Source organism: Aureimonas sp. OT7 (assembly GCF_014844055.1).
Lineage (GTDB): Bacteria > Pseudomonadota > Alphaproteobacteria > Rhizobiales > Rhizobiaceae > Aureimonas > Aureimonas altamirensis_A.
In genome coordinates this window covers 2,403,708-2,430,688 of record NZ_CP062167.1, presented here as the reverse complement: position 1 = coordinate 2,430,688, position 26,981 = coordinate 2,403,708, and the positions used below count along the sequence as shown (strand labels likewise).

30 protein-coding genes are annotated in these 26,981 nt (G+C 66.0%); 17 read left to right on the top strand and 13 right to left on the bottom strand.

The features are described 5' to 3' along the window. Positions 1–147 precede the first annotated feature (147 nt). Both IGS74_RS11640 and IGS74_RS11635 read left to right on the top strand, forming a co-directional pair. Positions 148–1,548, top strand: coding sequence for a DUF1338 family protein (locus IGS74_RS11640; RefSeq protein WP_192386265.1), 1,401 nt, complete (start codon positions 148–150; stop codon positions 1,546–1,548). A 79-nt stretch (positions 1,549–1,627) separates the two neighbouring features. Then, positions 1,628–2,275, top strand: coding sequence for a DUF1028 domain-containing protein (locus IGS74_RS11635; protein WP_192386264.1), 648 nt, complete (start codon positions 1,628–1,630; stop codon positions 2,273–2,275). Between the two features lie 6 nt (positions 2,276–2,281). Here the strand turns inward: IGS74_RS11635 and IGS74_RS11630 are convergent, their stop codons facing one another. The 9 genes from IGS74_RS11630 to IGS74_RS11590 are packed head-to-tail and all read right to left on the bottom strand — an operon-like array spanning position 2,282 to position 10,445. Beyond that, on the bottom strand, positions 2,282–2,626 hold the full coding sequence (locus IGS74_RS11630; protein WP_192386263.1) for a RidA family protein: 345 nt from the start codon (positions 2,624–2,626) through the stop codon (positions 2,282–2,284). A gap of 53 nt (positions 2,627–2,679) precedes the next feature. After that, positions 2,680–3,804 carry an FAD-dependent oxidoreductase gene (locus tag IGS74_RS11625; protein ID WP_246722533.1) on the bottom strand — a complete coding sequence of 375 codons (1,125 nt, stop codon included), beginning with the start codon at positions 3,802–3,804 and terminating at the stop codon, positions 2,680–2,682. Next, positions 3,797–5,233 carry an NAD(P)/FAD-dependent oxidoreductase gene (locus tag IGS74_RS11620; RefSeq protein ID WP_192386261.1) on the bottom strand — a complete coding sequence of 479 codons (1,437 nt, stop codon included), beginning with the start codon at positions 5,231–5,233 and terminating at the stop codon, positions 3,797–3,799. Before IGS74_RS11620 ends, IGS74_RS11625 begins: the two co-directional genes overlap by 8 nt. Then, positions 5,230–5,532, bottom strand: coding sequence for a (2Fe-2S)-binding protein (locus tag IGS74_RS11615; RefSeq protein WP_039195805.1), 303 nt, complete (start codon positions 5,530–5,532; stop codon positions 5,230–5,232). The genes IGS74_RS11620 and IGS74_RS11615 overlap by 4 nt, the downstream gene beginning before the upstream one ends. Next, complete coding sequence (locus IGS74_RS11610; protein ID WP_192386260.1) at positions 5,516–6,631, bottom strand: FAD-dependent oxidoreductase; 1,116 nt, start codon at positions 6,629–6,631, stop codon at positions 5,516–5,518. The genes IGS74_RS11615 and IGS74_RS11610 overlap by 17 nt, the downstream gene beginning before the upstream one ends. Positions 6,632–6,652: 21 nt before the next feature. Next, positions 6,653–7,453 (bottom strand): ABC transporter permease, encoded by an 801-nt coding sequence (locus IGS74_RS11605; protein WP_039195807.1) that lies wholly within the window; start codon positions 7,451–7,453, stop codon positions 6,653–6,655. Then, positions 7,450–8,355: an ABC transporter permease gene (locus IGS74_RS11600; RefSeq protein WP_052195074.1), complete on the bottom strand. Its 906-nt coding sequence runs from the start codon at positions 8,353–8,355 to the stop codon at positions 7,450–7,452. Before IGS74_RS11600 ends, IGS74_RS11605 begins: the two co-directional genes overlap by 4 nt. Continuing rightward, a complete protein-coding gene (locus tag IGS74_RS11595) occupies positions 8,352–9,395 on the bottom strand; it encodes an ABC transporter ATP-binding protein (RefSeq protein WP_039195809.1) in 1,044 nt (347 codons plus the stop codon). The genes IGS74_RS11600 and IGS74_RS11595 overlap by 4 nt, the downstream gene beginning before the upstream one ends. 3 nt (positions 9,396–9,398) lie before the next feature. Beyond that, a complete protein-coding gene (locus tag IGS74_RS11590) occupies positions 9,399–10,445 on the bottom strand; it encodes an ABC transporter substrate-binding protein (protein WP_246722532.1) in 1,047 nt (348 codons plus the stop codon). A 97-nt stretch (positions 10,446–10,542) separates the two neighbouring features. On the opposite strand from IGS74_RS11590, the gene IGS74_RS11585 reads away from it, so the two are divergent. Then, complete coding sequence (locus tag IGS74_RS11585; protein WP_192386258.1) at positions 10,543–11,451, top strand: LysR substrate-binding domain-containing protein; 909 nt, start codon at positions 10,543–10,545, stop codon at positions 11,449–11,451. On the opposite strand, the gene IGS74_RS11580 is transcribed toward IGS74_RS11585, so the two are convergent. Beyond that, positions 11,435–12,559: a GGDEF domain-containing protein gene (locus IGS74_RS11580; RefSeq protein WP_156122435.1), complete on the bottom strand. Its 1,125-nt coding sequence runs from the start codon at positions 12,557–12,559 to the stop codon at positions 11,435–11,437. The two genes, IGS74_RS11585 and IGS74_RS11580, sit on opposite strands and share 17 nt — an antisense overlap. 233 nt (positions 12,560–12,792) lie before the next feature. On the opposite strand from IGS74_RS11580, the gene IGS74_RS11575 reads away from it, so the two are divergent. Next, positions 12,793–13,800 carry a bile acid:sodium symporter family protein gene (locus tag IGS74_RS11575; protein ID WP_192386256.1) on the top strand — a complete coding sequence of 336 codons (1,008 nt, stop codon included), beginning with the start codon at positions 12,793–12,795 and terminating at the stop codon, positions 13,798–13,800. On the opposite strand, the gene IGS74_RS11570 is transcribed toward IGS74_RS11575, so the two are convergent. Continuing rightward, positions 13,731–14,549, bottom strand: a complete 819-nt coding sequence (locus IGS74_RS11570; protein ID WP_192386254.1) for an alpha/beta fold hydrolase — start codon at positions 14,547–14,549, stop codon at positions 13,731–13,733. The genes IGS74_RS11575 and IGS74_RS11570 overlap by 70 nt on opposite strands. Positions 14,550–14,623: 74 nt before the next feature. Here IGS74_RS11570 and IGS74_RS11565 point away from each other — a divergent pair, with 74 nt between their 5' ends. Further along, on the top strand, positions 14,624–15,079 hold the full coding sequence (locus IGS74_RS11565) for a TspO/MBR family protein (RefSeq protein ID WP_192386252.1): 456 nt from the start codon (positions 14,624–14,626) through the stop codon (positions 15,077–15,079). Positions 15,080–15,083: 4 nt separating this feature from the next. Here IGS74_RS11565 and IGS74_RS11560 read toward each other — a convergent pair whose 3' ends face one another. Further along, positions 15,084–16,376, bottom strand: a complete 1,293-nt coding sequence (locus IGS74_RS11560; protein ID WP_192386250.1) for an amidohydrolase family protein — start codon at positions 16,374–16,376, stop codon at positions 15,084–15,086. Between the two features lie 28 nt (positions 16,377–16,404). Further along, complete coding sequence (gene phnF, locus IGS74_RS11555) at positions 16,405–17,124, bottom strand: phosphonate metabolism transcriptional regulator PhnF (protein WP_192386248.1); 720 nt, start codon at positions 17,122–17,124, stop codon at positions 16,405–16,407. A gap of 100 nt (positions 17,125–17,224) precedes the next feature. Between phnF and phnG the strand changes: the two genes are divergently transcribed. The 12 genes from phnG to phnN are packed head-to-tail and all read left to right on the top strand — an operon-like array spanning position 17,225 to position 26,960. Next, positions 17,225–17,683, top strand: a complete 459-nt coding sequence (gene phnG / locus IGS74_RS11550; RefSeq protein WP_192386246.1) for a phosphonate C-P lyase system protein PhnG — start codon at positions 17,225–17,227, stop codon at positions 17,681–17,683. Further along, positions 17,680–18,279: a phosphonate C-P lyase system protein PhnH gene (phnH, locus tag IGS74_RS11545; protein WP_192386245.1), complete on the top strand. Its 600-nt coding sequence runs from the start codon at positions 17,680–17,682 to the stop codon at positions 18,277–18,279. Before phnG ends, phnH begins: the two co-directional genes overlap by 4 nt. Next, entirely contained in the window at positions 18,279–19,355 is a 1,077-nt protein-coding gene (locus IGS74_RS11540; protein WP_192386244.1) for a carbon-phosphorus lyase complex subunit PhnI, read from the top strand. The genes phnH and IGS74_RS11540 overlap by 1 nt, the downstream gene beginning before the upstream one ends. Then, the gene (locus IGS74_RS11535) at positions 19,352–20,230 is read left to right on the top strand and encodes an alpha-D-ribose 1-methylphosphonate 5-phosphate C-P-lyase PhnJ (RefSeq protein WP_192386243.1); all 879 of its coding nucleotides are present in this window, start codon (positions 19,352–19,354) and stop codon (positions 20,228–20,230) included. Before IGS74_RS11540 ends, IGS74_RS11535 begins: the two co-directional genes overlap by 4 nt. Further along, positions 20,227–21,003: a phosphonate C-P lyase system protein PhnK gene (phnK, locus tag IGS74_RS11530; RefSeq protein ID WP_039195823.1), complete on the top strand. Its 777-nt coding sequence runs from the start codon at positions 20,227–20,229 to the stop codon at positions 21,001–21,003. Before IGS74_RS11535 ends, phnK begins: the two co-directional genes overlap by 4 nt. A 3-nt stretch (positions 21,004–21,006) precedes the next feature. Beyond that, positions 21,007–21,774 (top strand): phosphonate C-P lyase system protein PhnL, encoded by a 768-nt coding sequence (phnL, locus tag IGS74_RS11525; RefSeq protein WP_192386242.1) that lies wholly within the window; start codon positions 21,007–21,009, stop codon positions 21,772–21,774. A 43-nt stretch (positions 21,775–21,817) separates the two neighbouring features. Then, a complete protein-coding gene (phnC, locus tag IGS74_RS11520; RefSeq protein ID WP_192386241.1) occupies positions 21,818–22,672 on the top strand; it encodes a phosphonate ABC transporter ATP-binding protein in 855 nt (284 codons plus the stop codon). Between the two features lie 24 nt (positions 22,673–22,696). Next, on the top strand, positions 22,697–23,689 hold the full coding sequence (gene phnD, locus IGS74_RS11515) for a phosphonate ABC transporter substrate-binding protein (RefSeq protein WP_039195824.1): 993 nt from the start codon (positions 22,697–22,699) through the stop codon (positions 23,687–23,689). Between the two features lie 59 nt (positions 23,690–23,748). After that, a complete protein-coding gene (gene phnE, locus IGS74_RS11510; protein WP_039195825.1) occupies positions 23,749–24,564 on the top strand; it encodes a phosphonate ABC transporter, permease protein PhnE in 816 nt (271 codons plus the stop codon). Further along, positions 24,564–25,259 carry a DUF1045 domain-containing protein gene (locus tag IGS74_RS11505; RefSeq protein ID WP_192386240.1) on the top strand — a complete coding sequence of 232 codons (696 nt, stop codon included), beginning with the start codon at positions 24,564–24,566 and terminating at the stop codon, positions 25,257–25,259. The genes phnE and IGS74_RS11505 overlap by 1 nt, the downstream gene beginning before the upstream one ends. After that, a complete protein-coding gene (locus IGS74_RS11500; protein WP_192386238.1) occupies positions 25,256–26,392 on the top strand; it encodes an alpha-D-ribose 1-methylphosphonate 5-triphosphate diphosphatase in 1,137 nt (378 codons plus the stop codon). The genes IGS74_RS11505 and IGS74_RS11500 overlap by 4 nt, the downstream gene beginning before the upstream one ends. Further along, positions 26,385–26,960 carry a phosphonate metabolism protein/1,5-bisphosphokinase (PRPP-forming) PhnN gene (gene phnN / locus IGS74_RS11495; RefSeq protein WP_192386236.1) on the top strand — a complete coding sequence of 192 codons (576 nt, stop codon included), beginning with the start codon at positions 26,385–26,387 and terminating at the stop codon, positions 26,958–26,960. Before IGS74_RS11500 ends, phnN begins: the two co-directional genes overlap by 8 nt. Positions 26,961–26,981 lie beyond the last annotated feature (21 nt).

The window sequence follows — 26,981 nt, the reverse complement described above, 5'->3', positions numbered from 1 at the left end:
AATGCGCCAGAGGCCTACTCAAAACGGGTGGTGCGCCCTCGGTATTCCAGGCTGGAATGGCGCGGCGAACATCCATCGCTTGTCGGGCGCGGGTGGGTGCGCGAAGAAGCCGGTCCACGCTTTCGACACTCGACGGAGCCGCCATCCATGACATCCGGCCCTTTCGTGCCCCCTGACGAGATCCGCGCCGGTTTCTCGCGCGCAATGTCCGACATGTACCGGCAGGAGGTGCCGCAATATGGTGCGCTCATGCAGTTGGTGGGCGCGGTCAACTCGGACGTGCTGAAGGCGGACGCAGACCTGGCAGCGCGGCTGGCGCGCGCGGGAGAGCTGGAGCGTCTGTCGGACGAGCGGCATGGCGCCATCCGCCTCGGTACTGCGGCCGAACTCTTCGACATCGGCAGGATTTTCGCGGTGATGGGCATGCATCCGGTAGGGTACTACGACCTTGCCGTGGCCGGCATCCCCGTCCATTCGACGGCCTTCCGGCCGATCGACGAGGCGGCGCTGTCGAAAAACCCTTTCCGCGTCTTCACCTCGCTGCTCCGGCTCGACCTGATCGAGGACGGGGCGTTGCGCGCAAAGGCTACCGCCATCCTGGCCAGGCGTCGCATTTTCACTCCGAAGGCGCTGGAGCTGGCATCGCTCCACGAAGCGCAAGGCGGGCTGACCCCCGCCCAGGCGGAACACTTCATCGCACAGGCGCTGGAAACCTTCCGCTGGCATTCCGAGGCGACGGTGGATGCGGCCACTTACGCCGAGCTTGCCGCCGAACATCGCCTGATCGCCGATATCGTCTGCTTCAAGGGCCCGCATATCAATCATCTGACGCCGCGCACGCTGGATATCGATGCCGTGCAGGCCGGGATGCCGGCGCACGGCATCGCGCCGAAGGCGGTGATCGAGGGCCCGCCGCAGCGCCGATGCCCGATCCTCCTGCGTCAGACCAGCTTCAAGGCACTCGAAGAGGACATCCTGTTTCCCGAAGCGGATGGGCACGTCCCAGGGCGACACACCGCCCGTTTCGGTGAAATCGAGCAGCGCGGGGCGGCCCTGACGCCGAAGGGGCGCGCCCTTTACGACGCGCTTTTGGCCGATGCGCGCAAGTCCGGCTCGCTCGATGCCGCCGGCACCGGCGCGTCGAGCTACATGGCGCGCCTTGCCCGGCACTTCAGTACCTTCCCGGACGACTGGCGGACGATGCGGTCCGAAGGATTGGCGTTCTTTCGCTATTCCCCCACCGAAAAGGGCCTAGCCGCCGCACGCGCCGGGCAAACCGGCAAGGATATCGAAAGCCTTCTGTCGGCTGGCCATGCCGTCTGCGACCCCATCGTCTACGAAGATTTCCTTCCCGTATCGGCCGCAGGCATCTTCCAGTCCAACCTCGGGACGGATGCCCAGTCGGACGCCGCCGCCAGCGGCAGCAAGGCCCTGTTCGAAAAGGCCCTCGGCCGGCCCGTCCTCGACGAGATGGAGCTTTATCGCCGGATGGAGATGCAATCGCTGCAATCGACCCTCGGCGTGCTGGGCGCCCGCACCGCCGCCTGAGCGGCGGACTGCATTGACGCCGGGTCCCAAGGCCCCATCTGCTGGCGTCACCCCGTCGTGACCCACATGGAGCCGATCAATGACCCTGTCCATCGCCGCCAGATGCCCACGGACCAAACAGTTCGGCGTGGCGGCGGCAACCGAGATGCCGGCGGTGGGCAAGTTTCTGTCCTACGCCTTTCCCGGTTTCGGAGCCTTTGCGACACAGGCGCTGGTGAACCCCTATCTCGGCATCGACGGCGTCAAGCTGCTGTCCCTCAGCGTCTCCGCGCGCGGCACGGTGGAAACCGTGCTGGATGACGATGCGGAGCGCCACAAGCGGCAGGTTGCCGCCATCGACAAGGAGGGCCGCGCCCACGCCTTCACCGGCGAGGATTGCCTTCCCTGGGCCGGCCACCGGACGGACCGCGACGTCAGCGTCCAGGGCAACAGGCTTGTGGGCCCGGCCGTGCTGGAGGCCATGCTGCAGGCTTTCGAGCAGGATGCCGGGGCCGAGCTGGTGCACCGCCTGATCGCGGCAATAGCGGCCGGCGTGGCTGCAGGCGGCGACCGGGCAGGAGAAAGGTCGGCGAACGTCTATATCGTCGGTGCCGAGGAATATCCCCTTTGGGACATCCGGGTGGATGCCCACCCGGATGTCGTCTCGGAGTTGCGACGGCTGGAAACCGTGTTCCGCGAGGAACTCTACCCGCACGTTCTGGACATGCCGTCGCGCCGTCGCGGCTGACGCCGATCAGGCGGCAGCCGTCACCACCACCTCGATCAGGACGTTCTTGCCAAGGTCGGCAACGCCGATCGTAGCGCGGGTGGGCAGGTCGGCCGCCTCGATCCAAGACGTCCATGCCTGGTTCATCTCGGCCTTCTGGCCCATGTCCGTCACATACAGCATGGCGGAAATGAGCTTGCTCTTGTCGGTGCCGGCCTCGGCAAGCAGCTTGTCGAGCTTCTGGCATATCTGTGCGGTCTGGCCGCCCATCGTCTGCGACAGATCGTCGGCGATGAGACCGCCAAAGGCGATGATGCCGTTATGCTCGACGAAGCGATGCATGATCGGGGTTTGAAGGCCACGCTTTACCATACCAATATAACTCCTTGTCTGGAATGGTTTTTCAGGTTTACGTAACGCGAACGCTACGCGGCGAAACGGGAGATCGAGAACGCGGCGATCGGCAGGTTCGACTGGCCGTTCTGGATCAGGTCGGCCAGCACCACCCCGGTCACCGGCCCGAGTTGAAAGCCGTGCAGGGAATAGCCGAACGAATGGAACAGGCCTTCCGCCGCGGCCGATGCGCCAATGACGGGGATGCCGTCGGGCATCCGCGCCTCGATGCCCGCCCATGTGCGCACGATGCGGGCGTCGCGCATGATGGGAAAGAGGTCGCGGACGGTGCGGGCGTTTTCCGCCAGCTTGCGATAGTCCAGTTCGGTGCGGTTGGTGTCCGGGTCCGGACGTCCGAGGTAACCACCGCCGATCAGCACCGTGCCATTGGCGAACTGCTTGAAGGACAGGGTCCGGGAGGTGGCGCCGACGACGGGCCTGAGGAAGGGAGGCCGGCGCTCTGTGATCATCAGCATGGGGGCGACGGCTTCCACGGGTGCGCGGTCGCCGGCCATCTCCGCCAGGTGCCCCGCCCAGGCCCCGGCGGCATTGACCACCACCGGTGCCTGGAGCCGCGTTCCCGCATCGGTCGTCGCGGTCCACACAGTGCCCGTGCGAACAAGGGAAACGACGCGCTCGCCCTCGATGAAGCGCGCCCCCAGCGCCTTCGCCTTGTTGCGGAAAGCCAGCACCGTGCGGAACGGCAGCGCGGCCCCGTCGCCACGACTGACCAGACCGCCGATGCAATGCTCGGCGATGTGCGGCACGAGGGCCCGCAGCTCTTGGCGGTCGATCACCTCTTCATGCGTAAAGCCCTCCGCCACGAGGGTTTCACGCCTGGCGCGGCAGGTTTCCATGTCCGCCTCGCCTTCGGCCACCTTGACCTGCCCTTCGGATTCGAAGCCGCAGTCATCGTCGACGAGCGTTTCGATGTCGTGCCACATCTCCATGGCCCGCAGGCTCAGCGGAATTTCAGGCAAGGCCCGGCCAAGCCGCCGCACGCCCCCGGCATTGACGCCGGAAGCATGGCGGCCGGGATAGTCTTTCTCCACCACGGTCACGCGGACCCCGCGCATGCTGAGCTGCAGGGCTGCCGAACAGCCATGCAGCCCGCCGCCGGCAACGATCACGTCACCGATCGTTCGGGCCTCAGCCACGCGCCACCATGCGGACTTCCTCATCCGCCTTGTCGAGCGAGGCAAGCTCGGCCAGCGTGATCGGCTTGATGGGTGCCCGCAAACGGTAGTAGCCAACGGCCTCGGGCGAGACGCCCCGTGCCTCGGCGATGGTCTCCGTTATGGTCAGGCCGCAGAGCCGCCCCTGGCACGGCCCCATGCCGCACCGCAGGAAGGATTTGAGCTGGTTGGGGCCGGTGACGCCAAGCTGGGTCACGGCATCTCGCACCTGCCCGCCCGTCACCTCCTCGCAGCGACAGGCGATGGCATCGTCCGCCGCCACCCGGAACTGCGGGGCGGGCCGATAGAGCGCGTCGAGGAATCCACGGCCCTTGTCGTAGCAGTTCAGCACGGCGCGGATCGGCGCCGCGGCCTCGTCGCGCTGCCCGGTTGAGATACGGCCGAGGGCGGCCAGCGCCCCCAATGCGGCAAGGCGGCCGCGCTCGGCGGCGGCTTCCGCCCCGGCGATGCCCGCACCATCGCCGGCAATGGCGAAGCCCTCGACGCTCGTCTCGCCGAAGCCGTCCACCCGGGGGCGGAATGCCGCCTGCACATCGTCCCAAAGGATCTCGCAGCCCATGGAGCTGGCCAGATTGACATTGGGCACGACACCCTGATGCAGCAGGAGGTGATCCACGGGAAGCACCGTTTCCCGGCCGCCACTCGTGTAGCGGACCGCTTCCAGCCGCGCATCGCCCTCTGCCGCAAGGGCCGTCACGCCTGAGACGACCCTGACCGAACGGCGTACCTTCATCAGCAGGCCGAGGCCCTTGCGCAGGTAAGGCGACGTCGCGAACCCGGAGAGGCCGCCCAGCGCATTGCGCCAGTTGCCCCGCGGAGTGGTGTCGAGGATTGTGTCGATGCGGCTGCCCGCGGCCAGATACTGCGCCGCTATCAGCCGCAGCAGCGGGCCACTGCCGGCCAGCACCACGCGGCCCTCCATGGCGATCCCGCTCGCCTTGAGAAGGGTTTGCGCCGCGCCCGCCGTCATGACGCCGGGCAGCGTCCAACCCGGAATGGGGAACGGGCGCTCGAGGGCCCCTGTCGCGCCAATCACCCGGCGGGCATGGATCAAGCGCGTTTTGCCATGGGCGGAAATGCCGAGCTCGAAACCCTGTGCCGCCTGCCACACCGTCGCGGACGGCAGATAGGCGGCGTCGCTGTCGCGGAAGGCCGTGGCGATTGCCTCTCCGCGCCAGTAGTCGGCGCCCAGAACCGCCTTGACCTGAAGCGGCGTATTCGTGATGCCGCGATAGATCTGGCCGCCCGGCGCCGGGTTTTCGTCGACAAGAAGCGTCGAGGCGCCCTTGGCGGCGGCCAGCGTCGCGGCGGCCATGCCTGCCGGGCCGGCCCCGATGACGACCAGGTCGTAGCTGTCGGCAAGGGCCGCGACGTCGCCCAATGGTGTCATCGTCCCAACTCCCGCTTGCCGTGTCCGATCTGCGTTTCCACGCGCATGCCCTCTGCCAGGGGCACCAGGCACCCCTGCCGGTTGCCGACCCCGTCGATGGTGACGAGGCATTCGAAGCACACTCCCATCATGCAGTAGGGCGCACGCGGAACGCCGCCCACCGCGCTGGTGCGGCAGGTTTCGACACCGGCCGCAAGCAGCGCGGCGGCCACGGTATCGCCCCGCCGGCCGGTATGGCGCTTGCCATCGATGGTGAAGGCCACGCCTTCCACGCCGATGTCCTCAAGCCGCTTGAACATGGAACCTCCTGATACCGAAATCCTCGAAAGCCTCGCCCAGCCGCCCACCGGCCAGAGCCGGGGCAAGCACGTCGGCGTGGGCCGCGGCCAAAGTGACGCCGCTGTGGCAGGCGGCGGCGAATGCGCCCGGGTGGCTGGCCGACTGTTCGTAGATCGGGAAGCCGTCCGGGCTCATGACCCGCAGGGCCGACCATGTCCGCACGACGTTCAGCCCTGCGAGCCGCGGAAACATGCGGATGGCCCGGTCGGCCATCACGGCGTGGATGCCCGGCCGCATGACGTTGTAATCGGACGCCTCTTCCTGGCTGTCGCCGATCATGACGCCGCCTTCGTCGGTCTGGCGGACCGTCGAAAGGGGCATGTCGAGGAAGGGTTCCGTCTTCTCGGTCACGATCACCTGCCCCCGCAGGGGGCGTAGCGGCAGATCCATGCCGACCATTGCGCCAAGGCGTGGATTGTCGAGCCCGGCCGCCAGAAGAATGCGCGCGGCGCCGAAGCGGTCCCTGCCCGTGGCAAGGCCGAAACCGTCTGCCCCCGGCTCGATCCGCTCGACCAGGGAGTCCGCCTTGTAGGTTCCGCCAAGACGCACGAAGGCACTATGGAGCGAACGCAGGAGCTTCAGCGAGTTGACGTCTCCGTCGAGCGCGCAATAGGTGCCTCCGGCAACCTCCGGCCCGACCTCGGGCAACCGGCGGCGGATCTCGTCGCCGTCCAGGACGTCGATCCTGTAGGGCACGGCATCGGCCTGGTTGTGCAGGCGACGGATATTCTCGGCGCGGCGGTCCAACTCGTCCTGTGACAGGCAAAGATGGTATCCGCCGGGCCTGCGATAGGCGATGTCGAAACCGCCCTCCTCGCTCACCCGCTCCGCGAAGCCGGGATAGAGATCGGAGGACTGGCGCGTCCAGCGCGCATAGGCCGGCATTCCCAGCCCCTTGCTCTGCACCCAGACGAGCGCGAAATTCCCGCGTGAGGCACGGCGCGCCACATCCCCCTCGTCCAGCATCAGAACCTTCAGGCCCTGCCTTTGAAGCCCATAGGCGCAGGCAGCACCGACCAGCCCCCCGCCGATCACGGCGAAGTCGTATTGGCTATCCATGTTCACTATTGCCTCCTGCGGTCAGCTCCGGCCGGGGCCGACAAGCAACCGTTCCATTCCGAAAATGCGATCCAGGACAACCATCACCACCACCGTCAGCGCGATGAGGATGGCCGATACGGATGCGACCAGCGGGTCGATATTGTCCTGTATGTACAGGAACAGGCGGACCGGCAGCGTCGTCGTCTGCGGCGTCGAGATGAAGACGCTCATCGTCACCTCGTCGAAGCTCTGGATGAAAGACAGCATCCAGCCCGAGATGACGCCCGGCAGGATCAGCGGCAGCGTGATGCGGCGGAACGTCGTCCAGCGCGACGCGCCGAGCGAGACCGCCGCGTTCTCCACCAGGCGGTCGATACCGACCGACGCCGTCAGCACCAGGCGCAGCGCGAACGGGAACACCACGACCAGATGGCCTGCCACGAGCGTCGCGGACGATACGCCGAGCCCTGTTTCCGTAAAGAAGCGCAGGAAGGCGATGCCGAGCACCAGATGCGGTATCATGAGCGGCGACTGGAAGAGGTTCAACAGCGCGGCCCGGCCGAAAAACCGATGCCGTGCGATGGCAAGGGCCGCCGGCACCGCCAGCACGACCGCCAATGTCGAGGCCACGGCAGCCAGCCACAGGCTGTCCACGAACGAGCGGATGAATTCCGGTCGATCCGCGATGGCGCGGAACCAGCGCAGGGAAAACCCGGACGTCGGTAGCGACAGGTAGCCGTTCGGCGTGAAGGCGACGATGCAGACGGTGACGATGGGCGCCAGCGTGAAGACGACGACGAAAGTATGGAAGGCGAGCGCCAGGAAGCCGTTGCGTCTCATTCGAACACCTCAGCATAGCGTCTTTCGACGAGCCGGTTGCAACCGACGATGATGATGATGATGGCGACCAGAAGCAGCATCGCGATGGCCGCGCCGAGCGGCCAGTTGAGCGTCGAGAGGAACTCGTCATAGGCCAGCGTCGCCGCTACCTTGAGCCGCCTGCCGCCGATGATGGCCGGTGTCGCGAAGGCCGATGCCGCCAGCGCGAAGACGATGATGCACCCCGACAGTATGCCCGGCATGATCTGTGGCAGCACCACGCGCCGGATGACGGTGCCGGGCCTTGCCCCCAGCGAAACGGCGGCATTCTCGACCTGCGGGTCGAGCTTCTGGAGCGAGGCCCAGACCGAAATCACCATGAAGGGCAGCATCACGTGCGCCAGCGCGATGATGACGCCGGTTTCGGTATACATGAACTGGATGGGGGTGCTCAGAAGGCCGATGCCCATCAGGCCCTGGTTGATGATGCCGTTGGAGCCGAGCAGCATCGCCCAGCCCAGCGTGCGCGCGACGACCGAAATGAGAAGCGGGCCCAGCATCACCAGCAGGAAAAGGCTGCGCCAGGGCGCCCGCATGCGATGCAGGATATAGGCCTCCGGTGCGCCCATCAGCATGGCCAGCAGCGTAACGAAGGCCGAGATGCGCAAGGTCCGCAGGAAGATGTCGTGGAAATACGGGTCGCCGAAGATCTCGATGTAATTGGCCAGCGAGACGTCGTCCGTCACGCCCGTATACATGCCGAAGGAATGCAGCGACAGCATCGCCGTCATGGCCAGCGGTACGATGATCAGCGTGCCGACCACCGCAAGAGCCGGCAGGCTCAGCAACAGCGGAGCGAAGCTGCGCCGTCTGCGGGCGGCAGCGCCGGTGGCCGGCGCCCGCAATGTCGCGGCGCCGCTCATCGTGCGTCACCCTCGTGGAGGGGCAGCACCCGCATGTCGCCTTCGGCCCATGTCAGGCGTACGGTCTCGGAAACCGCAGGCAATGCACCGCCGCCATTGGGCGCGATCACCGCCACGTCGCCGGCCTCGCTGTCGATCTCGAAAGCCCATTGGCTGCCCTGGAATACGCGCTTGCGCACCACGCCCCGCAGCCCCCGCCCATCGCTGAAGGCAATCCGCTCGGGCCGTACGGTAATCAGCACCTTGCCCGTCAGTTCGGGCCGCGCCACCGGCCAGTTCTGATCCTTCAGCGAAATCGAGGTTCCGTTGGAATGCCCTTCGAGCGTGTTCGTGCGGCCGAGGAAGCTGGCGACGAAGCGCGTTTCCGGCACCTGGTAGGCGGCTTCCGGAGCGCCGACCTGCTCGATCCGTCCCTTGTTCAGCACGACGACGCGATCGGACAGCGCCATTGCCTCGTTCTGGTCATGCGTCACGAGGATGGTCGTCAGGCCGGTGCGCTCCTGGATGTCGCGCAACTCGCTCTGCATCTCCTCGCGCAGCTTGGCGTCGAGATTCGACAGGGGTTCGTCGAGAAGCAGGAGGCTCGGCTCGATCACCAGGGCCCGCGCCAGCGCGACGCGCTGCTGCTGGCCGCCGGACATGCGGCGCGGATAGCGCTCCGCAAAGCCCGAAAGTCCGACGAGATCCAGCGCCGCCGCCACCTTGCGGTCGCGCTCGGCCCGGCCCACCTTGCGCATCTCCAGTCCGAATCCGACATTGTCGGCAACGGTCATATGGGGAAACAGCGCATAGCTTTGGAAGACGATGCCAAGGCCGCGCCGGTCGGGCGGAACCTGCGACAGGTCCCGCCCCTCCAGCATGATGCGCCCGGATGTCACGTCGACGAAGCCGGCGATCATCTGCAACGTGGTCGTCTTGCCGCAGCCGGACGGCCCCAGCAGCGATACGAACTCGCCGCGTTCGACGCTGAGCGAAATTCCGTCCACGGCAGTCACGCCGTCATAGATCTTCGTCAGCCTTTCCAGGACAAGGAAGCTCATTGCTCAGCCTTCGACCTCACGCGTCCAGCGCGTATTCCACTCTTCGCGAACCGGGTTGACGTACGGCCAGTCGATGACCCGCAGCTTGCCGACCTGCTCCGGCCCGTAGGGGATTCCGGCGGCTTCCTCGTCGGTCAGCCTGGCGTTCTTGTTGACCGGGCCGTAGCCGTAGTCGCGTGCGATTTCCTGCTGCACCTCGGGAGAGAGCATGTACTCGATCAGCGCCTGGGCTTCCGGCTGGTTCTTGCCGGCAACGGGGCAGGCCAGGATGCCCAGCGCGACGGCCCCTTCCTTCGGATAGACCATCTCGACCGGGAAGCCGGTGTTGGCGAGCGAGTTGATGCGCGCCGAGCCCCAGACCGACAGGACGGCCTGCCCGCTCTGGAACAGCGCCGTCATCTGGCCGGGAGACGGCTCGTAAGCGAGGACGTTGCTGTCGATGGTGTCGGCGAAAGCGGCGAAGCCCGGGTCGATATTGCGCTCGTCACCACCGTCGAGCTCGGCCTGCATCACCAGCGCGTGCAGCCCATAGGTGTTGGACAGCGGCGGCACGACGAGCTTGCCCGCATATTTGGGATCGCGCAGGTCCGCCCACGAGGTCGGAGCCTCCCAGCCCTGCTCGGCGAAGTAGTCCTTGTTGTACATGAACCCGGTGGCAACGACGCCGATACCGGTGGCCTGGTTGCCCTCGACCTTGGCCGTATCGAAGAGATCGGCGAAGATCGGCGCATCGTCGAGATCGCGGCACAGGCCAAGCGCGAGCGCCTGGTACATCGGCCCGTCGTCCATGATGGCGACGTCCACCTGCGGGTTGGAGCGCATGGCGACGAGGCGCGCGAGCGTATCGGTGGAGTTTCCGGCCAGATACTCGATCCGAACGTTGTGCTCGGCCTGGAACTTCGGGAACACCTTCTCTCGCAAGGTCTGCTCGTACGAGCCGCCATAGGCAGCCACATACAGCACTTTTTCCTGCGCGCCGGCAGCGCCGGCCATCGTCATGCAGGAAATCGCCACGGAGGCGAAGAGGGTCGTACGCGCTCGTTTGCTCATTGTTGCGTCCTGTTCAGAATTACGTCACTTGGCAACGTTCTAAAATTAGGCTCTATACGTCAGATCAGATTTTCGGGCCGTTCCATGTGCAAATGTTATGATCACTCATAGGCAGGTCGAGGCGTTTCGCGCGGTCATACTGGCCGGCTCCGCAACCGGCGCCGCGCAACTGATGTCCCTGACGCAGCCCGCCGTGACGCGCCTGATCCAGGACATCGAATACCGGTTGCAGCTAACCCTGTTCGAGCGGCGGGGCGGCAAGCTGGTCCCGACCAGCGATGCGATCACGCTGTATCGCGAGGTGGAGCGATCGTTTCAGGGCCTGGAGCGGATCGAGCGGCAGGCGGCGGATCTGCGCGAGCGTCGGGTTGGCCGGCTGCGCATCGCCGGCCTGCCGGCGCTGGCGGTCGACTTCCTGCCGGCCTTCGCAGCGCGGTTCCTGGCCGCGCGGCCAACGCTGGAAATCACCGTGCTGGGTCCGACTTCACCGCTGGCGCTCGATTGGGTGTCGTCCGGCCAATGCGATCTCGCCATCGTCCACGAGCAGTTCCAGAGCACCGCGGTCAAGACGACGCCACTTGCCCCCTTCAAGGCAGTCGTCGCCCTGCCCCGCGCCCATCCGCTGGCGTCCAGGCACGAGATCCATGCGACCGACCTGCATGAGCAGGACTTCATCACGTTGGCAGCGCCATCGCTGATCGAGCATACGATCTCCAGCGTGTTCGCCGCCCATCGCGTCCAGCCCCGGATCCGGGTCGAATCGCCATTGACGATGATGGCGTGCCGCATGGCGGCCGAGGGCATCGGCTGTACCCTGGTGGACCCGTTCACCGCCGATCACTATGCCGGGGAACGGCTGGTCGTGCGGCCGTTCCGCCCGGCCATCCTGTTCGAATGGGCGATCATCACCCCGTCATTCACCGCGCTTGCGCCCCTTGCGGAGGAGTTCATGGCCGGTTTCATCGCCGAATTCGCCGCGCGCGTTGCCGTCAATCGAACCGGCTGACGCCGCCGCCCTGACGCTTTCCCTCGTAAAGCCGTGCATCCGCCCGCGCCAGGGCGGCATCGACGCCGGCGCTGCCGACCGATGCCCCGCCGATGGTCGCGCCGATCCGCACGACGCGTCCACCGCCGAGATCGACGGGAAGTCGGGCGGCCTCGCCCAGCCGCGCCGCAACCTCCGCGGCCTGGCAGGCGGTTGCCGGCGTCAGGGCGACGACGAATTCGTCGCCGCCGACGCGGCCGATGCGGCCGGATGCGCCGACGGCATCGCGCAGCCGGCCGGCGACCGTGCGCAGCACCAGGTCCCCCATCTGGTGCCCGAACCTGTCGTTGATCGGCTTGAAATCGTCGAGATCGAGATACAGCACGTACGGACGTTCCTGCAGGCCATCGGCCATCGCATCCCGCGCCATGTCCTCGAGGGCGCGGAGAATGGACAGCCGGTTCGCCAGTCCCGTCAGGTCGTCGTTCATGGCAAGAAAGGCATTGTGCTTCTGCGTGGTGATGGTTGCCGCGACGCTCCTGTGAATGCCATTCACGAGATACATGATGCCCAGAATCCAGATCGGGCCGAGGGCCAGGATGACCGGCATTTCGGGGATGCCGGTAAACACGCTGGCCAGCAGGAACGGCACGCTGACGATCAGCACCTGCGCGCGGGCCAGCCGCGGTATGCCGGCATTGTTATAGGCCGACGTAAAGGCAAATCCCGTCATGGTGAGTGCCGCGACCGTCGTCAGCACGATCTCACCCGTAAGCATGCAGAGCGCGCAGACGAGCCCGACGGTCGATGCCCAGGCGATCCCCGTCAAGACGACGATACCGGATGCGGCCATGCCGTTGCGCGCACGATGCAGGCCCAGCATGCGCGCCGAGGACGCGGCCATGACCAGCAGCAGCAAAGCCATGGCCTGCGCCGGGCGGTGAAACGCGTAGATCGCCACCTGCAGCGTCAGGCAGACGCAGCCGAACATCACGACGGCCACCCCGCCGGACGTCGAGCGCAGAAGATCGTCGACGATGGACGCGTCGGTCGAGGTATCGGGCTTCAGGAACCACTGGACCATCGGAACGGTCACACGTGCGTGGACGCGTTCTGCAATGCCTCTCAATGCAGTACTCCCTGCTCAAGCCGGCCTGCCGGGATCGTGGAGCGCATGTCGTGTTCCCCGGTAAATTCGGTAACCAATTGGTCCGGGCGCGACAAGATCGTTGTTTAGGCGACCAACGATGCCGCGCTGCACCGCCGCGTCGGACATGGACCCTTGACGGAAACGTGATCGCATGGCCATTGGGCGTAACTATCGTTACACCTGCTATCAATCTCACGAACGGCTGGACCATCATGCGCCTGCGCCTACCCATCGATCGTCAGACACTTCTTCTTCTGGGCGCGGTGGCCATTGCCGTCGTTTTTCCCGCGCGGGGCCAGGCGGCGGAGATGTTCGAGTGGGTCGTCTACGGCGCCATCGCCCTCTTGTTCTTCCTGTACGGCGCACGGCTTTCGCCGAAGGCCGTATGGCAGGGACTGCTTCACTGGCGCCTCCAGGGGCTCGTCTTCCTGTTCACCTTCGCGGTCTTTCCGCTTCTCGGCCTCCTCGCCGTCCTGGTGCTGAGGCCGGTGATGTCCGATCCGCTGGTGGCGGGCATCCTGTTCCTGACGCTGCTGCCCTCGACCGTACAATCCTCCATCGCCTTCACCTCCATAGCCGGGGGCAATGTCCCGGCCGCGCTGACGAGCGCGTCCCTCTCCAACCTCGTTGGAGTGGTCGTGACGCCGCTTCTGGTCATGGCATTGATGCACTCCAGCGGATTGGGCTTCGGCCTCGACCAGATCCAGAAGATCGCCCTGCAGATCCTGGCGCCGTTTGCCGCCGGGCAGGCGATGCGTCCGCTGATCGGCGCCTTCCTGACGCGCCACAGGCCGCTGACGGCCTTCGTCGATCGCCTGTCGATCCTGCTGGTCGTCTATGCCGCCTTCAGCGAGGGCATGAACGCAGGTGTCTGGTCCAGCATCGGCTGGTCGGACCTCGCGCTGACGGTGCTGGCGTCCTGCGTCATCCTGCTGATCGTCCTTCTGGCCACCACCTGGACAAGCCGGAAGCTCGGCTTCAGCCGCGCGGACGAGATCGCCATCGTCTTCTGCGGCTCCAAGAAAAGCATGGCGACCGGCATTCCGATGGCCGGTATCCTCATGCCGGGCCCTGCCCTCGCCATGATGGTCCTGCCGCTGATGCTCTTCCATCAGATCCAGCTCTTCGCCTGTGCCTGGATGGCGCAGCGCTATGCTGAACGGGCGCCGACGGACCCGTCCGATGCGATCGGGGCCCCCGCCATGTCGGCGCGGCGCTGAAGTGCCGACAGGGCGGCCACCACGGCGGCGGGCCGTTCAAGCGGCAGCAGATGGCCGCAGCCCGCCTCTACCGACAGTTCGGCATCGTCATAGACGGTCATGTTCGTCGCCCTCTGGCCGGCTTCACCGAGATCGCCATCTTCAGAGCCGACGAGGATCGCGCAGGGCATATCGAGCCCGCCGACCCTTCCCGACCAGTCCTCCCTGCTGCCGGTTTCCAGCCATGCCGTCCATGCGTCGGCCGAGCTTGCCATGACGTCCGCCACGGCAAGCCTTGCCGCCTCGGTCGGCAAGGGCGAGCCGGTATTGGCCGAAACGAACGCGGAGGCTTCGCTTTCGTCGATCCGTCCATCCCGGGCCCAGCCGATCATTTCGGCCCTCCTGTCTTCGCCCATCGGCTCCGGCGAGGGGGGCGACCCTGCCAGAAGCAGAACGCCGCGTGCCGGCGACAGCCCGCCTGTCCTTCCGGATGCGAGGATGGTGGCAAACTTGCCGCCCATGCTGTGCCCGGCTGCGATCCATCCTTTGGGGCCCACACGGTCGGCGATCTCACCGGCCAGCGCGGTGACAGTGTCTTCGACGCTGCGCGCGCCCTGGTCGGCCGCGCTTCCGAAGCCCGGCAGGTCGGGCGCGAAGACATCGAATACCTCTTCGAAATGCGGTGCGATCTCGTTCCACGCATTGCGACTCGAGCCGAAGGCGTGAAGCAGGACGAGAAGCGGCCTGTCGGCGATCTTGCAATTCGTCACGGGAGCGCCTCTTTCTTCCTGGTCCCGAACAAACGACACAGCGATATTCCGGGTTGCACAGAGTTAGGTGGCCGATGACTCCCAGATACGTTTCCCTTTGTATCTTCCTGCTGATCGCCGTGGGCGGCGGGCTCCTGATCGGCGCGAACAACGTTCCCGGCGCGTGGTATGAGGGCCTTCAGAAGCCGTGGTTCAACCCACCCAACTGGATTTTCGCACCGGTCTGGACATTGCTCTATGTCCTCATCGGCATCGCCGGATGGCTCGTCTGGCGCAAGCGGGATCGACCGGCGCTGACGCTATGGTTCCTGCAGATGGGCCTGAACTTCGTATGGACACCGGTCTTCTTCGGCGCAAACCTTTTGGGGCCGGCTCTCGGGATTGCCCTTGGCATGCTGGCCGCAGCCGGGGCCTTCACCGTCCGTGCGTGGACGGTGGAGCGCCGTGCCGCCTGGTGCTTCGTGCCGTATGTCGCGTGGGTGGCCTTTGCCAGCCTGCTTAATGGCGCCTTGTGGCAATTGAACGCTTGAACGCTCAGCCCAGCGGCGGTGCGTAGGCGGAGGGCGCCACTATGGCGGGTCGGCCCGGCAGGCTCAACTCGGCGCGGCGCGGCTCGGCCCGGCTGACCAGCCTGCCCCGCCGGTAAACGCGCAGTCGCGGGCTGCGAAGGCGCACCGCCTCTATGGCGTCCGCCGCATCCAGCATCACCAGATCGGCGTGGCACCCCTTCTCCAGCCCGTAGGATTCCAGCCCGAAGGCGGCTGCCCCGGCGCGTGTCACCGCATCGAAGCACCTCGTGACGGCGTCGCGGCTGGTCAGGTGCCCGGTATGGACCGCCATATGCGCGACATCCAGCATGTCGGCATTGCCCATCGAGTACCATGGGTCCATGCAGCTATCCTGTCCGAAAGCGACATTGACGCCCAGCGCCCACAACTCCGGCACGCGCATCATGCCCCGTCGCTTCGGATAGGTGTCGTGCCGGCCTTGCAGCACGATATTGGCTACCGGGTTCGGCACGCAATGGATTTGCGCCTCCGCGATCAAGGGAAGCAGTTTGGAGGCGTAGTAATTGTCCATCGAATGCATGGAGGTCAGGTGCGAACCGGCCACCCTGCCCTGGAGTCCGAGGCGCACGGTCTCGGCCGCCAGCGTCTCGATATGACGGGACATCGGGTCGTCCGTCTCGTCGCAATGCAGGTCCACCATCAGGCCCCGCTCCGCGGCGATCTCGCAGAGCCGCGTGACCGACCGGGCGCCGGCCTCCATGGTCCGCTCGAAATGCGGGATGCCGCCAACGACGTCCACGCCCATGTCCAGCGCACGCAACAGGTTTGCTTCCGCATTCGGATTGCGGAACAGGCCGTCCTGGGGAAAAGCCACGAGTTGCAGGTCCAGATAGTCGCGGACCGCATCCCTGACTTCGAGCAGCGCCTCCACACCGACCAGCCTGTCATCGCACACGTCGACATGGCTGCGGACCGCAAGCAGCCCCTGCGAAACCGCAAGATCGCAATAGCGCATGGCCCGCTCCACGACCGCGTCCCTGGTCAACAGCGGCTTCAACTCCCCCCATAGCTGGATGCCTTCCAGAAGCGTCCCGCTGCGGTTCAGGCGCGGAATGCCAAGCGACAACGTCGCGTCCATGTGGAAATGGATGTCCACGAAGGGCGGCGAGACCAGATGTCCTCCCGCATCGACCACCTCCCCCGCCTCGCCGTCCACGCCTGCTTCGACGGCCTCGATCCGACCATTGCGGACCGCGATGTCGATGCCGCGCCGTCCGTCCGGCAGGGTTGCGTTGCGGATGACGAGATCGAAGCTCATGGGGTTTCCTCGCGCTGCGGAAAAAAGCTTAGGATGGGCCGAAAACGAGTTCCATGCGGTCGGCCGGAAAACGGGTACGAACGATCTGGACCGGCTTGCCCTCCGGCGTCGAGTCGATCGAACGGGTAATCAGGAGTATTGCCTGCGATGCGCAGTGCAGCAATTCCCCGTCGTCCGGTCCGGCCGGCTCGGCGGTAACGCGTGTCTCCGAACGCACATAGTCGACCAGCCCTTCGCTCGACAGGGCCTGCGTGATGGAGCCGCTTTCGGCGTAAGCGTGCACGATGCCGGGATAGTCCTTGGCCGACAACCAGTTCGTCGCCAGGGAAAGCGGCACGCCATCCACCACCGACAGGCATTCCAGGCGATGCAGGACCGCCGATGGCGGCAAGCCGAGCACTGCGGCCAAAGACGCGTCCTGCACCCTTTCCGCGCGAATCAGCCGACCCCCGACCTTGCGTGACAACCGCCCCATATTCTCCGAGAAGCGCGTTCGCGTGCCGATCGGATAGGGGATTTTCGCCTCTTCCAGACGCACGACGCTGGTGCCCTTGCCGCGCTCGGTCCGAAGCCAGCCGGCCTGGCCGAGAGCGGCGATGCCCCGTCGTACGGTGTGGCGGTTGACGCCGTATTTTTCGGCCAGGGCAACCTCGCCCGGAAGCTTCCCGGCGAACTCCCCATTGCGGATCGCCTCTTCGATCCGGTCGGCGACCCAGCGCCAGCGCGCCAATCCATCCTGCCGCTCCAAACAAAACCTCCGGTGTCATCAAGCCGTCATCGGCCATGGCGTATTCAGAAGATACAGAGTGTCACTTGTATACACAAGTAGACATGTTTGGAGAATGGACATGCAGAGTGACGAGACAAGCCGGAGAAAGCGCGCGCTGGATGCGATCGCCCTTTGTCCGCCCGATCGGTTCGACCAGCTCTATGAGGCGCTGTCGGCCGACATGCCATGCGCGCAGACGCTGCGCGGGCCGGAGATCGGCTCGGTGATGCTGCGTGGGCGGATCGGTGGCGCCGGCGCCGCTTTCAACCTCGGCGAAGCCAGCGTCACCCGTGCTTCGGTGCGCCTGGCGGACGGAACGGTCGGGCATTCCATGCTGCTGGGCCGGCATGCGGAGCGCAGCACGAGGGCGGCGCATGTGGACGCCCTCTGGCAGACGCACGCCTATCGTGAGGCCGTCGAGGCCCGATTGATAGATCCCGCCATCGACGCGCGCCGGGCCCTTGTGCGCAACGAGCGGTCGGAGGCGGAGGCGACCCGGGTCGATTTCTTCACAATGGTTCGCGGAGACGACGAATGACGCCCCTTGCCGACACTATCCACGATGGCGGCTTTCGTAGTCCGGTTTATGACGCGCAATCGGTTTTCCGGCGCATCATGGATGCTTTCGCCCAGCCGGGGACCGGCGTTTGCCTGGATGGGATGGCCTATGGGCCGGGCCTTCCACCTGCCATGGCGGCGCTGCTGGCAACTCTGTGCGACCATGAAACGCCGGTCTTCTTCCACGCCGACATCCAGGCTGACGCCGCAGCATGGCTGGCCTTCCACACCGGGGCACCGCTTGCGTCGACTGCGGCCATGGCCAGCTTTGCCTGCTTTCCCTGCGGCCTGACCTTTTCGTTCGGCGACTTCGCCATCGGCACGGCGGACTATCCGGACCGTTCGTCCACCGTGCTCCTGGCCGTCGAGGCTTTCGACGAGGGCGCCACGCTGGACCTCGCGGGACCCGGCATCGAAACGAGCCGGCGTGTGCGCATCGCCGGGCTGCCGCCCGGCTTCGTTGCCGCAATGGCGGCCAATCGCAGCCTGTTTCCACTGGGCTTCGATCTCATCCTCGTCTGTGGGTCGCAAGCCATGGCCCTGCCCCGCACAACCCGTATCCGCGAGGTGGCCTGATGTACGTCGCCGTCAAGGGAGGCGAAGCCTCCATCCGCAACGCCCACCGGCTGATGGCTGCGCGTCGGCGCGGCGATGCCGGCATACCTGCCCTGACGTTGGAGCAGATCGCAGGCCAGTTGTCGCTCGCCGTCGACAGGGTCATGGCCGAAGGCTCGCTCTACGACCCCGAGTTGGCGGCGATGGCCGTGCGGCAATCGCGCGGCGACCTGATCGAGGCGATCTTCCTCATGCGCGCCTATCGCACGACGCTGCCGCGCCTCGCCGCAGCATGTCCACTCGATACTGCGTCCATGCGCATAGAACGCCGCGTATCCGCCACCTTCAAGGATATTCCGGGCGGACAGATATTGGGCCCGACCTTCGACTACACCCATCGCTTGATCGATCCGGAGATGGCATCCGATGCACCCGTGCCGCCCCCGGAAACGCGCCAGCCCAACGATGACGAGACGTTCTCGCGCGTTACCGACCTTCTCGGCGCCGACGGATTGATCGAGCCGGACGGGCCGCCGGGCGACGCGGCGCCCGGCGACATCACCCGCGAGGCGATGGCGTTTCCCCTGACGCGGGACCGGCGCCTGCAGGCACTGGCGCGGGGCGACGAAGGGTTCCTGCTCGCTCTCGGCTACTCCACGCAACGCGGCTATGGCCGCACGCACCCCTTCGTAGGCGAGGTGCGCATCGGCTTCGCGACCGTCGAGGTGGATTTGCCGGAATTTGGTTTCGCCGTCGCAATCGGTGAGGTTCGTGTGACCGAATGCCAGATGGTGTCGCAGTTCAAGGGCGCCGATGGCGGGAAGCCGCGCTTCACGCGGGGATATGGTCTCGCCTTCGGCCAGTCGGAGCGCAAGGCCATGTCCATGAGCCTTGTGGACCGCGCCTTGCGCGCGGATGAGTTCGAGGAAGACCGCAAGGCCCCGGCGCAGGACGAGGAGTTCGTGATGGAGCACCTGGACAACATCCAGGCGACCGGCTTCGTCGAACATCTCAAGCTACCCCATTACGTCGACTTCCAGGCCGAGCTGGAACTTCTGCGCCGCCTTCGGGAACAGGATCGGGAGGCCGCGGAATGAGCGTGCTGCCGCAATACAACTTCGCCTATCTGGACGAGCAGACGAAGCGGATGATCCGCCGCGCCCTGCTGAAGGCCATCGCCATTCCCGGCTACCAGGTACCGTTCGCCGCGCGAGAAATGCCGATGCCCTACGGCTGGGGCACCGGCGGCGTGCAGGTGACGGCGGCGATCCTGGGTCCGGACGATCGGCTGAAGGTCATCGACCAGGGTGCCGACGACACCACCAACGCCGTCTCCATACGTGCCTTCTTCGAGCGCACCGCCGGCGTCGCCACCACGACGCGCACCGCGGAGGCGTCCATAATCCAGACGCGTCACCGCATACCCGAGGCGCCGCTGAAGGCCGGGCAGACGATCGTCTACCAGGTGCCCATTCCCGAACCGTTGCGCTTTCTCGAGCCTCGGGAAACCGAAACACGCAAGCTTCATGCCCTGGAAGAATACGGCCTCATGCATGTGAAGCTGTACGAGGATATCGCCCGCCACGGCGATATCGCCACCACCTATGCCTACCCCGTTCATGTCGAGGGGCGCTACGTGATGGACCCCTCGCCCATCCCGAAATTCGATAATCCCAAAATGCACATGTCACCGGCGCTCCAACTGTTCGGCGCGGGACGCGAGAAGCGCATCTATGCGCTGCCGCCGTTCACGCGCGTCCGCAGCCTCGACTTCGAGGACCACCCCTTCACCGTCCAGAAATTCGCCGGCGGATGTGCGCTGTGCGGCGCAACCGGCGTGTATCTCGACGAGATCCTGACCAGCGATACGGGTGGGCGGATGTTCGTCTGCTCGGATACCGACCATTGCGAAAGCCGGATCGCAGCGGGCCATGTCGGGCCGGCCAACGGTATCGCGGAGGCTGCCGAATGACCGAGGAACCCATCCTGTCCGTGCGCGGACTCGAGCGAAGATACGGCAGTTTCATCGGCTGCACCGATATCGATTTCGACCTTTGGCCGGGCGAGGTCCTTGCGATCGTGGGGGAATCGGGCTCCGGCAAGACGACGCTGCTCAACTGCATCTCTGCACGCATGCCGCGCAGCGCGGGCAAGGTCTTCTACCGCCTGCGCGACGGACGCCTTGCCGACATCGAGAGCCTTTCAGAGGCGGAGCGCCGCCTGCTGATGCGCACGGACTGGGGATTCGTCCACCAGAACCCCGCAGAAGGGCTGCGCATGGCGGTATCGGCCGGCGCCAATGTCGGGGAGCGCCTCATGGCTGTCGGCCATCGCCATTACGGGCAACTGCGCAGCACCGCCGAGGACTGGCTCGGGCGTGTCGAGATCGACGCCTCGCGGATGGACGACCGGCCGTCCGCCTTTTCGGGCGGCATGCGACAGCGGCTGCAGATCGCCCGCAACCTCGTCACCCATCCGCGCCTCGTCTTCATGGATGAGCCGACAGGCGGGCTCGACGTTTCCGTACAGGCCCGGGTGCTGGACCTTCTGCGGCAACTGGTGGCCGAACTGGGCCTCGCCGTCATCATCGTCACCCACGATCTGGCGGTCGCCCGTCTCCTGTCGCAGCGCATGCTGGTGATGAAGGACGGACGGATCGTCGAGTCCGGGTTGACGGACCGGGTGCTCGACGATCCCCGCCATCCTTACACGCAGCTTCTCGTGTCCTCCGTATTGGAAAGCTGACCCATGTCTCTCCAGCAACCCGCCCTCAGCGTCCGCGGCGTCGGCAAGAGCTTCGTGATGCATCTGCGCGGCGGCATCGTGCTGCCGGTCGTCGCCAATGTCGGATTCGACGTTTCGGCCGGAGAATGCGTCGTCCTGGGCGGCCCTTCCGGCATCGGAAAGTCGTCGATCCTGCGGATGGTGTACGGCAATTACGCCGTCGATACCGGCTCCATCCGCCTCGCAACCTCGCATGGCGTCGTGGACATTGCGCAGGGCGATCCGCGCGCCATCATGGCCGCCCGCCGCGACGCGATCGGATATGTCAGCCAGTTCCTGCGGGCCCTGCCGCGTATCGGGGCCGTCGATGTCGTCGCCGAACCTCTGGTTGCACGTGGGGTTTTGGTCGAGGAGGCCCGCGGCCGGGCCCGTACCATGCTGCGGCGGCTGAACCTGCCGGACGCCCTGTACGACCTGCCGCCAGCCACGTTCTCCGGTGGCGAGAAGCAGCGCGTCAATATCGCCCGGGGTTTCATCACCGACCACCCCGTGCTGCTGCTGGATGAGCCGACGGCATCGCTGGATGCGGCCAACCGCGATGTCGTCACCGACATGATCGTGGAGAAAATGCGAAGTGGCGTCGCCATACTGGGCATTTTCCACGACCGGCCGGTCCGCGATGCAGTGGCCACGCGCATCGTCGACGTGTCCGGCTTTTCGGCGCGGACGTCGCCGCTTTCGACCGGCCAGGCCATGTCATCGAATGTTCATCCCGCCGTCATCACCGCCTGATCCTCAACCCTCAGTTTCCCTGCCGTAGCAAGAGGATTCTTCCATGCACGCAATCGAAGTCGCGCGCCTGTCCAAGCGATTCGGCACGACGCAGGCTCTGGATACCGTTTCCCTGGCGATCGCGCCCGGCGAAATGGTTGCCCTGATCGGCGCTTCCGGATCGGGCAAGAGCACGCTGATCCGCCATATCGCCGGGCTTGAAAAGGGTGATGGCGCCGAAAGCCGGATTACCGTCTTCGGCAGGACGACGCAGCAGGGCGGACGATTGTCCACGCAGTCGCGCAACATGCGCGGCGATATCTCGGTGATCTTCCAGCAATTCAACCTCGTCGGCCGCCTGTCGGTGCTGACGAACGTACTCATCGGCTGCCTCGGGCGTATTCCGCGCTGGCGCGGGACGCTCGGCCTGTTCGACAAGGCGGAGCGCGCATTGGGTCGAAGCGCGTTGGAGCGGGTGCATATCGGACATCTGGGCCGGCAGCGCGCCTCCACCCTGTCGGGGGGGCAGCAGCAGCGCGCCGCCATCGCCCGAACCCTCATGCAGGGCGCGCGCATCCTGATCGCCGACGAGCCGATCTCCGCGCTCGACCCATCTTCCGCGCGCCGCGTGATGGACGTCCTGGCCGACATCAACGCGCGCGAGGGGATCACCGTCCTCGTCTCGCTGCATCAGGTGGAATACGCGCGGCGTTACTGCCCCCGCACCATCACGATGCGCGACGGGGCCATCGTCTATGACGGCCCGTCCACCGCGCTTTCCAATGCCTTCCTGGCAGAGCTTTACGGCGCTGCCTCGGAAGAGCTGGTCCTGCCGGACAGCCCGGCAGAGTCCGCACGCGCCCCACGGCCCACCCCGGCCCAATGGCGCAACGCAAGGCGCGTCCCCGAACCCGCCTGACAAAGATACAACTGGAGCAATCAGATGAACGCGATCATGAAAAGCATTGCGGGCCTTTCGCTCGCCCTCATGGCGGGCACCAGCGCGCTGGCCGAAGATATCAATTTCGGCATCATCTCCACCGAGTCGCAGCAGAATCTGCGCACGAACTGGGAGCCCTTCCTGGACGACATGGCCGAGAAGACCGGCCTGACGATCAAGCCGTTCTTCGCTTCCGACTATGCCGGCGTCATCGAGGGCATGCGCTTCGGCAAGGTGCAGATGGCCTGGTACGGCAACAAATCCGCCATGGAGGCGGTGGACCGCGCCGACGGCGAGGTCTTCGCCCAGACCGTCGCGGAAAACGGCGATCCCGGCTACTGGTCGGTCATCATCGTACCCAAGGATTCGCCCATCCAGTCGGTGGACGACCTCCTGAAATGCGACCAGAGCGTCAATTTCGGACTTGGCGATCCCAACTCCACCTCCGGCTTCCTCGTGCCGATGACCTTCGTCTTCTCGGCGCGCGACATCGACCCGAAATCCTGCTTCCGCAACGTGACGAACGCGAACCATGAGACGAATGCGATGGCCGTGGCCAAGGGCCAACTGGACGCCGCTGCCAACAACACCGAATCCATGGCCCTGATCGAGGCGAATTCCCCGGATTCCTTCGCCAATATCCGCGAAATCTGGCGCTCGCCTCTCATCCCGTCCGATCCGCTGGTCTGGCGCAAGGACCTGTCCGACGAGACCAAGCAGAAGGTGCGCGACTTCATGCTCACCTACGGCACCGACCAGTCCACCGGTGACGTCGCCCACGAGCGCGCCGTGCTCGCCGGGCTGCAATGGGCCCCGTTCCGCGCATCCACCGACGACCAGTTGCTGCCGATCCGCGTAATGGAAGCGGAGAAGGCCATCGGCCAGGCGCGCTCCGACACCAGCCTGTCGGAAGAAGCGCGCGCCGCCCGCATCGCCGAGCTGGAATCGATGAAGAAGACCTTCGAGGAAAAGCTGGCCGCCGCGCCGCAGGGCTGACCGGTTTCAAGCCGAAGCGGGCGGCGACGCGCCGTCGCCGCCCGCGGAAAGGATCGAAGATGAGCGAAAGCGCGAACATGACAGGGACCCGGGCCGTATCCCCGGCGCAGATGGCCAAAGGCGCCCGCTGGCAGATGCCGGCGCTTGCCGCCGGCGTGGTCGCGGCCCTCGCCTGGAGCTGGGGCCCCGCCGAGATGGAGCGCTGGCCCTATCTCTTCACCGATGCCGGCAACATGGCGGAGTATCTTCACGGCTTCCTGTCGCCGAATTTCGCCGATTGGCGCTTCTATCTCGAGGAGATGCTCGTCACCATCCAGATCGCGATCTGGGGCACGTTCCTTGCCGTCGTATTTTCCATACCGCTCGGTATCCTCTCGGCCCACAACATGGTGCCGTGGTGGGTACTGCAGCCGACGCGACGCCTGATGGACCTGTGCCGCGCCATCCACGAGGTGGTCTTCGCCGTCCTGTTCGTGGTTGCCGTCGGCCTCGGCCCCTTCGCCGGCGTCATGGCCCTTTTCGTCCACACGACCGGCGTTCTCGCCAAGCTGTTTTCCGAAGCGGTCGAGGCTGTGGACCCGCGCCCGATAGAGGCAATCCGCACCACCGGTGCAAGCCGCGTGCAGGAAGTGATCTTCGGCGTCATTCCGCAGGTGTTGCCGCTGTGGATGTCGTTCTCGTTGTATCGGCTGGAATCCAATATCCGCTCCGCAACCGTGCTCGGCCTCATCGGAGCCGGCGGAATAGGACAGGTCCTGTTCGAGGTCGTGCGCGGGTTCTATTACGCCGAAACGGCGGCCATCCTGATCATCGTCGTCGTCACCGTGTCGATCATGGACCTCATCTCGCAGCGCCTGCGCCGGATGGTGATCTGATGCGGGCCGCTCTCTACTACACGCCCGCGGCGGATTCCCCCCTCACGCTCGCCGCGGCGGAATGGCTCGGGCGCAATCCGTACACCGGCGGCCCCTCCCGCGCGCCCGATGTCGGGATCGACCCAACGGTTGCGGCGCCGGCGCGATACGGCTTCCACGCGACGATCAAGGCGCCCTTTCGCCTTGCGGCGGGACGCGATCTCGGCATGCTCGCCAACGCGCTCGCCGACTTCGCATCCGGACGCGCCGCCTTCCCCCTGCCGCCGCTGGAGGTCAAGGCAATGCCGGGCGGGTTCCTTGCCCTGGTGCCGGCTGCCGCGGACGCCGCCCTCGATGCGCTCGCCACCGACACGGTACGCCATTTCGATCCGTTTCGTGCGCCGATGACGGAAGACGAGCGGCAGAAGCGCCTGCCCGGCCGGCTGACCGAACGCCAGCGCACAAACCTCGACAGGTTCGGCTACCCGCATGTGCTGGACGATTTCCATTTCCACATGACGCTGACGGGGCCGCTTGGCGCAGAAAGCACGCCTTTGCTCATGCATCTGAAGCGACGCTTCGCTCCCTTCCTGCGCGACAGGCTGACATTCGACGCGCTGGCCCTGTTCATCGAGCCCTATCCGGGCGCCCCCTTCACCGTGGCCGCACGCTGCCCCCTCGCCGTCCGCGCGCCCCAGCCGGAGTTTGTTCCGTGACCCATGAAACAGTGATGCGCAATGCGCGGATCGTCCTTCGAGACCGGATCGTGCATGGCGCGATCCAAATTCGCGACGGTCGCATCGCCGACATCTCGGAAGGTGCCGTCCACGGAGAGGATCTGGGCGGCGACACGCTGGTTGCGGGCTGCGTCGAGCTGCATACCGACCATGTCGAAAGCCATTTCGTGCCGCGACCCAAGGTGCGCTGGAACATCATGGCGGCGCTGCAGGCGCATGACGCGCAGATCGCCGCTTCGGGGATAACCACCGTCTTCGATGCATTGCGCGTCGGCCTCGACGGCGATACCGAACTGAAGGGCGAGGACGCGCGCGAGATGGCCGGTGCCATCGATGCGGCGATGGACGCCGGTCGCCTGCGGGCAGACCACTATATCCATCTGCGTTGCGAGGTATCCGTGCCGGATGTCGTGGACGAGTTCGATGCCATTGCCGGCAACGGCCGTGTCCGTCTGGCCTCGCTGATGGATCACGCCCCGTTGCAGCGGCAATTCGTCAGCCTGGATGCGTACAAGACCTATTACCAGGGCAAGCGCCGCATGAGCGATGCCGACTTCCATCGCTTCTGCGAGCGGCGGCTGGCGGAGTCCGCCGCCTATTCCGCACCCAACCGCCGCAGCCTGGCCGAGCGCTGTCGCGAGCGGGCCATTCCAATCGCATCGCATGACGACGCAACGGCCGAGCATGTGGCGGAGGGTGTCGAACTGGGTATCCAGCTTGCCGAATTCCCGACGACGCGCGAGGCCGCCCGTCTGTCGCATGAGGCCGGTATGAGCGTCCTGATGGGGGCACCCAACGTCGTGCGTGGACGCTCCCATTCCGGCAATATATCGGCACGTGATCTGGTGGAGAGCGGCCATCTCGACATATTGTCGTCGGACTACGTCCCCTTCAGCCTGCTGCAGGCCGCGTTCCTTCTTGCCGACGACGATATCATGAGCCTGCCAGATGCCATCGCCCTCGTCACCGATACCCCGGCCAAGGCGGCGGGCATGGCCGACCGGGGACGCCTGGCGCCTGGCCTTCGGGCGGATATGGTCCGCATACGCACCATGCAGGGCGAGCCTCCCATCGTCGCCGGGGTCTGGCGGGAGGGCATGCGCGTTGCGTGATCCGAAAGGCTGCCTCGTCGCCGTGGTGGGCCCCAGCGGGGCCGGCAAGGACACCGTCCTGGCGGCGGTTGCCGCAAGGACGGGCGGAGCCCATGACATCATGTTCGTCCGGCGCGTCATCACGCGGACAGAAGGACCGGGCGAAGACAACGAAGCAATGACGCCGGACGCGTTCCGGGCAGCGGACGCGACGGGCCAGTTCTGCCTGTCCTGGAGCGCGCACGATCTTTCCTACGCGCTGCCCGCCTCGGCACTGGCGCATACGCTTGCCGGTGGCATCGCGGTCGCCAACCTGTCGCGCCGGGCGCTGGCCCCCGCCTCGAAGCTGTTTCCGTGCCTGGCCGTCATCGAGATCACGGCGCCTGGCGACATCCTGCGCGCCCGACTTCTGGCGCGCGGGCGCGAAACGGAGGAGCAGGTGGATGCGCGGCTGGCACGGGCGGTGCCGTTGGATGTCCCGGCCTCTGCCCGGCTTCATGTGCGTATCGACAATAGCGGGCCGCTTGCCGCCGGCGTCGACCGGTTCGTCGATGCCTTGACGCTCCTGCGCCAACCCGAAACCATTTGACGCCGCGCTTATCCTGCAAAG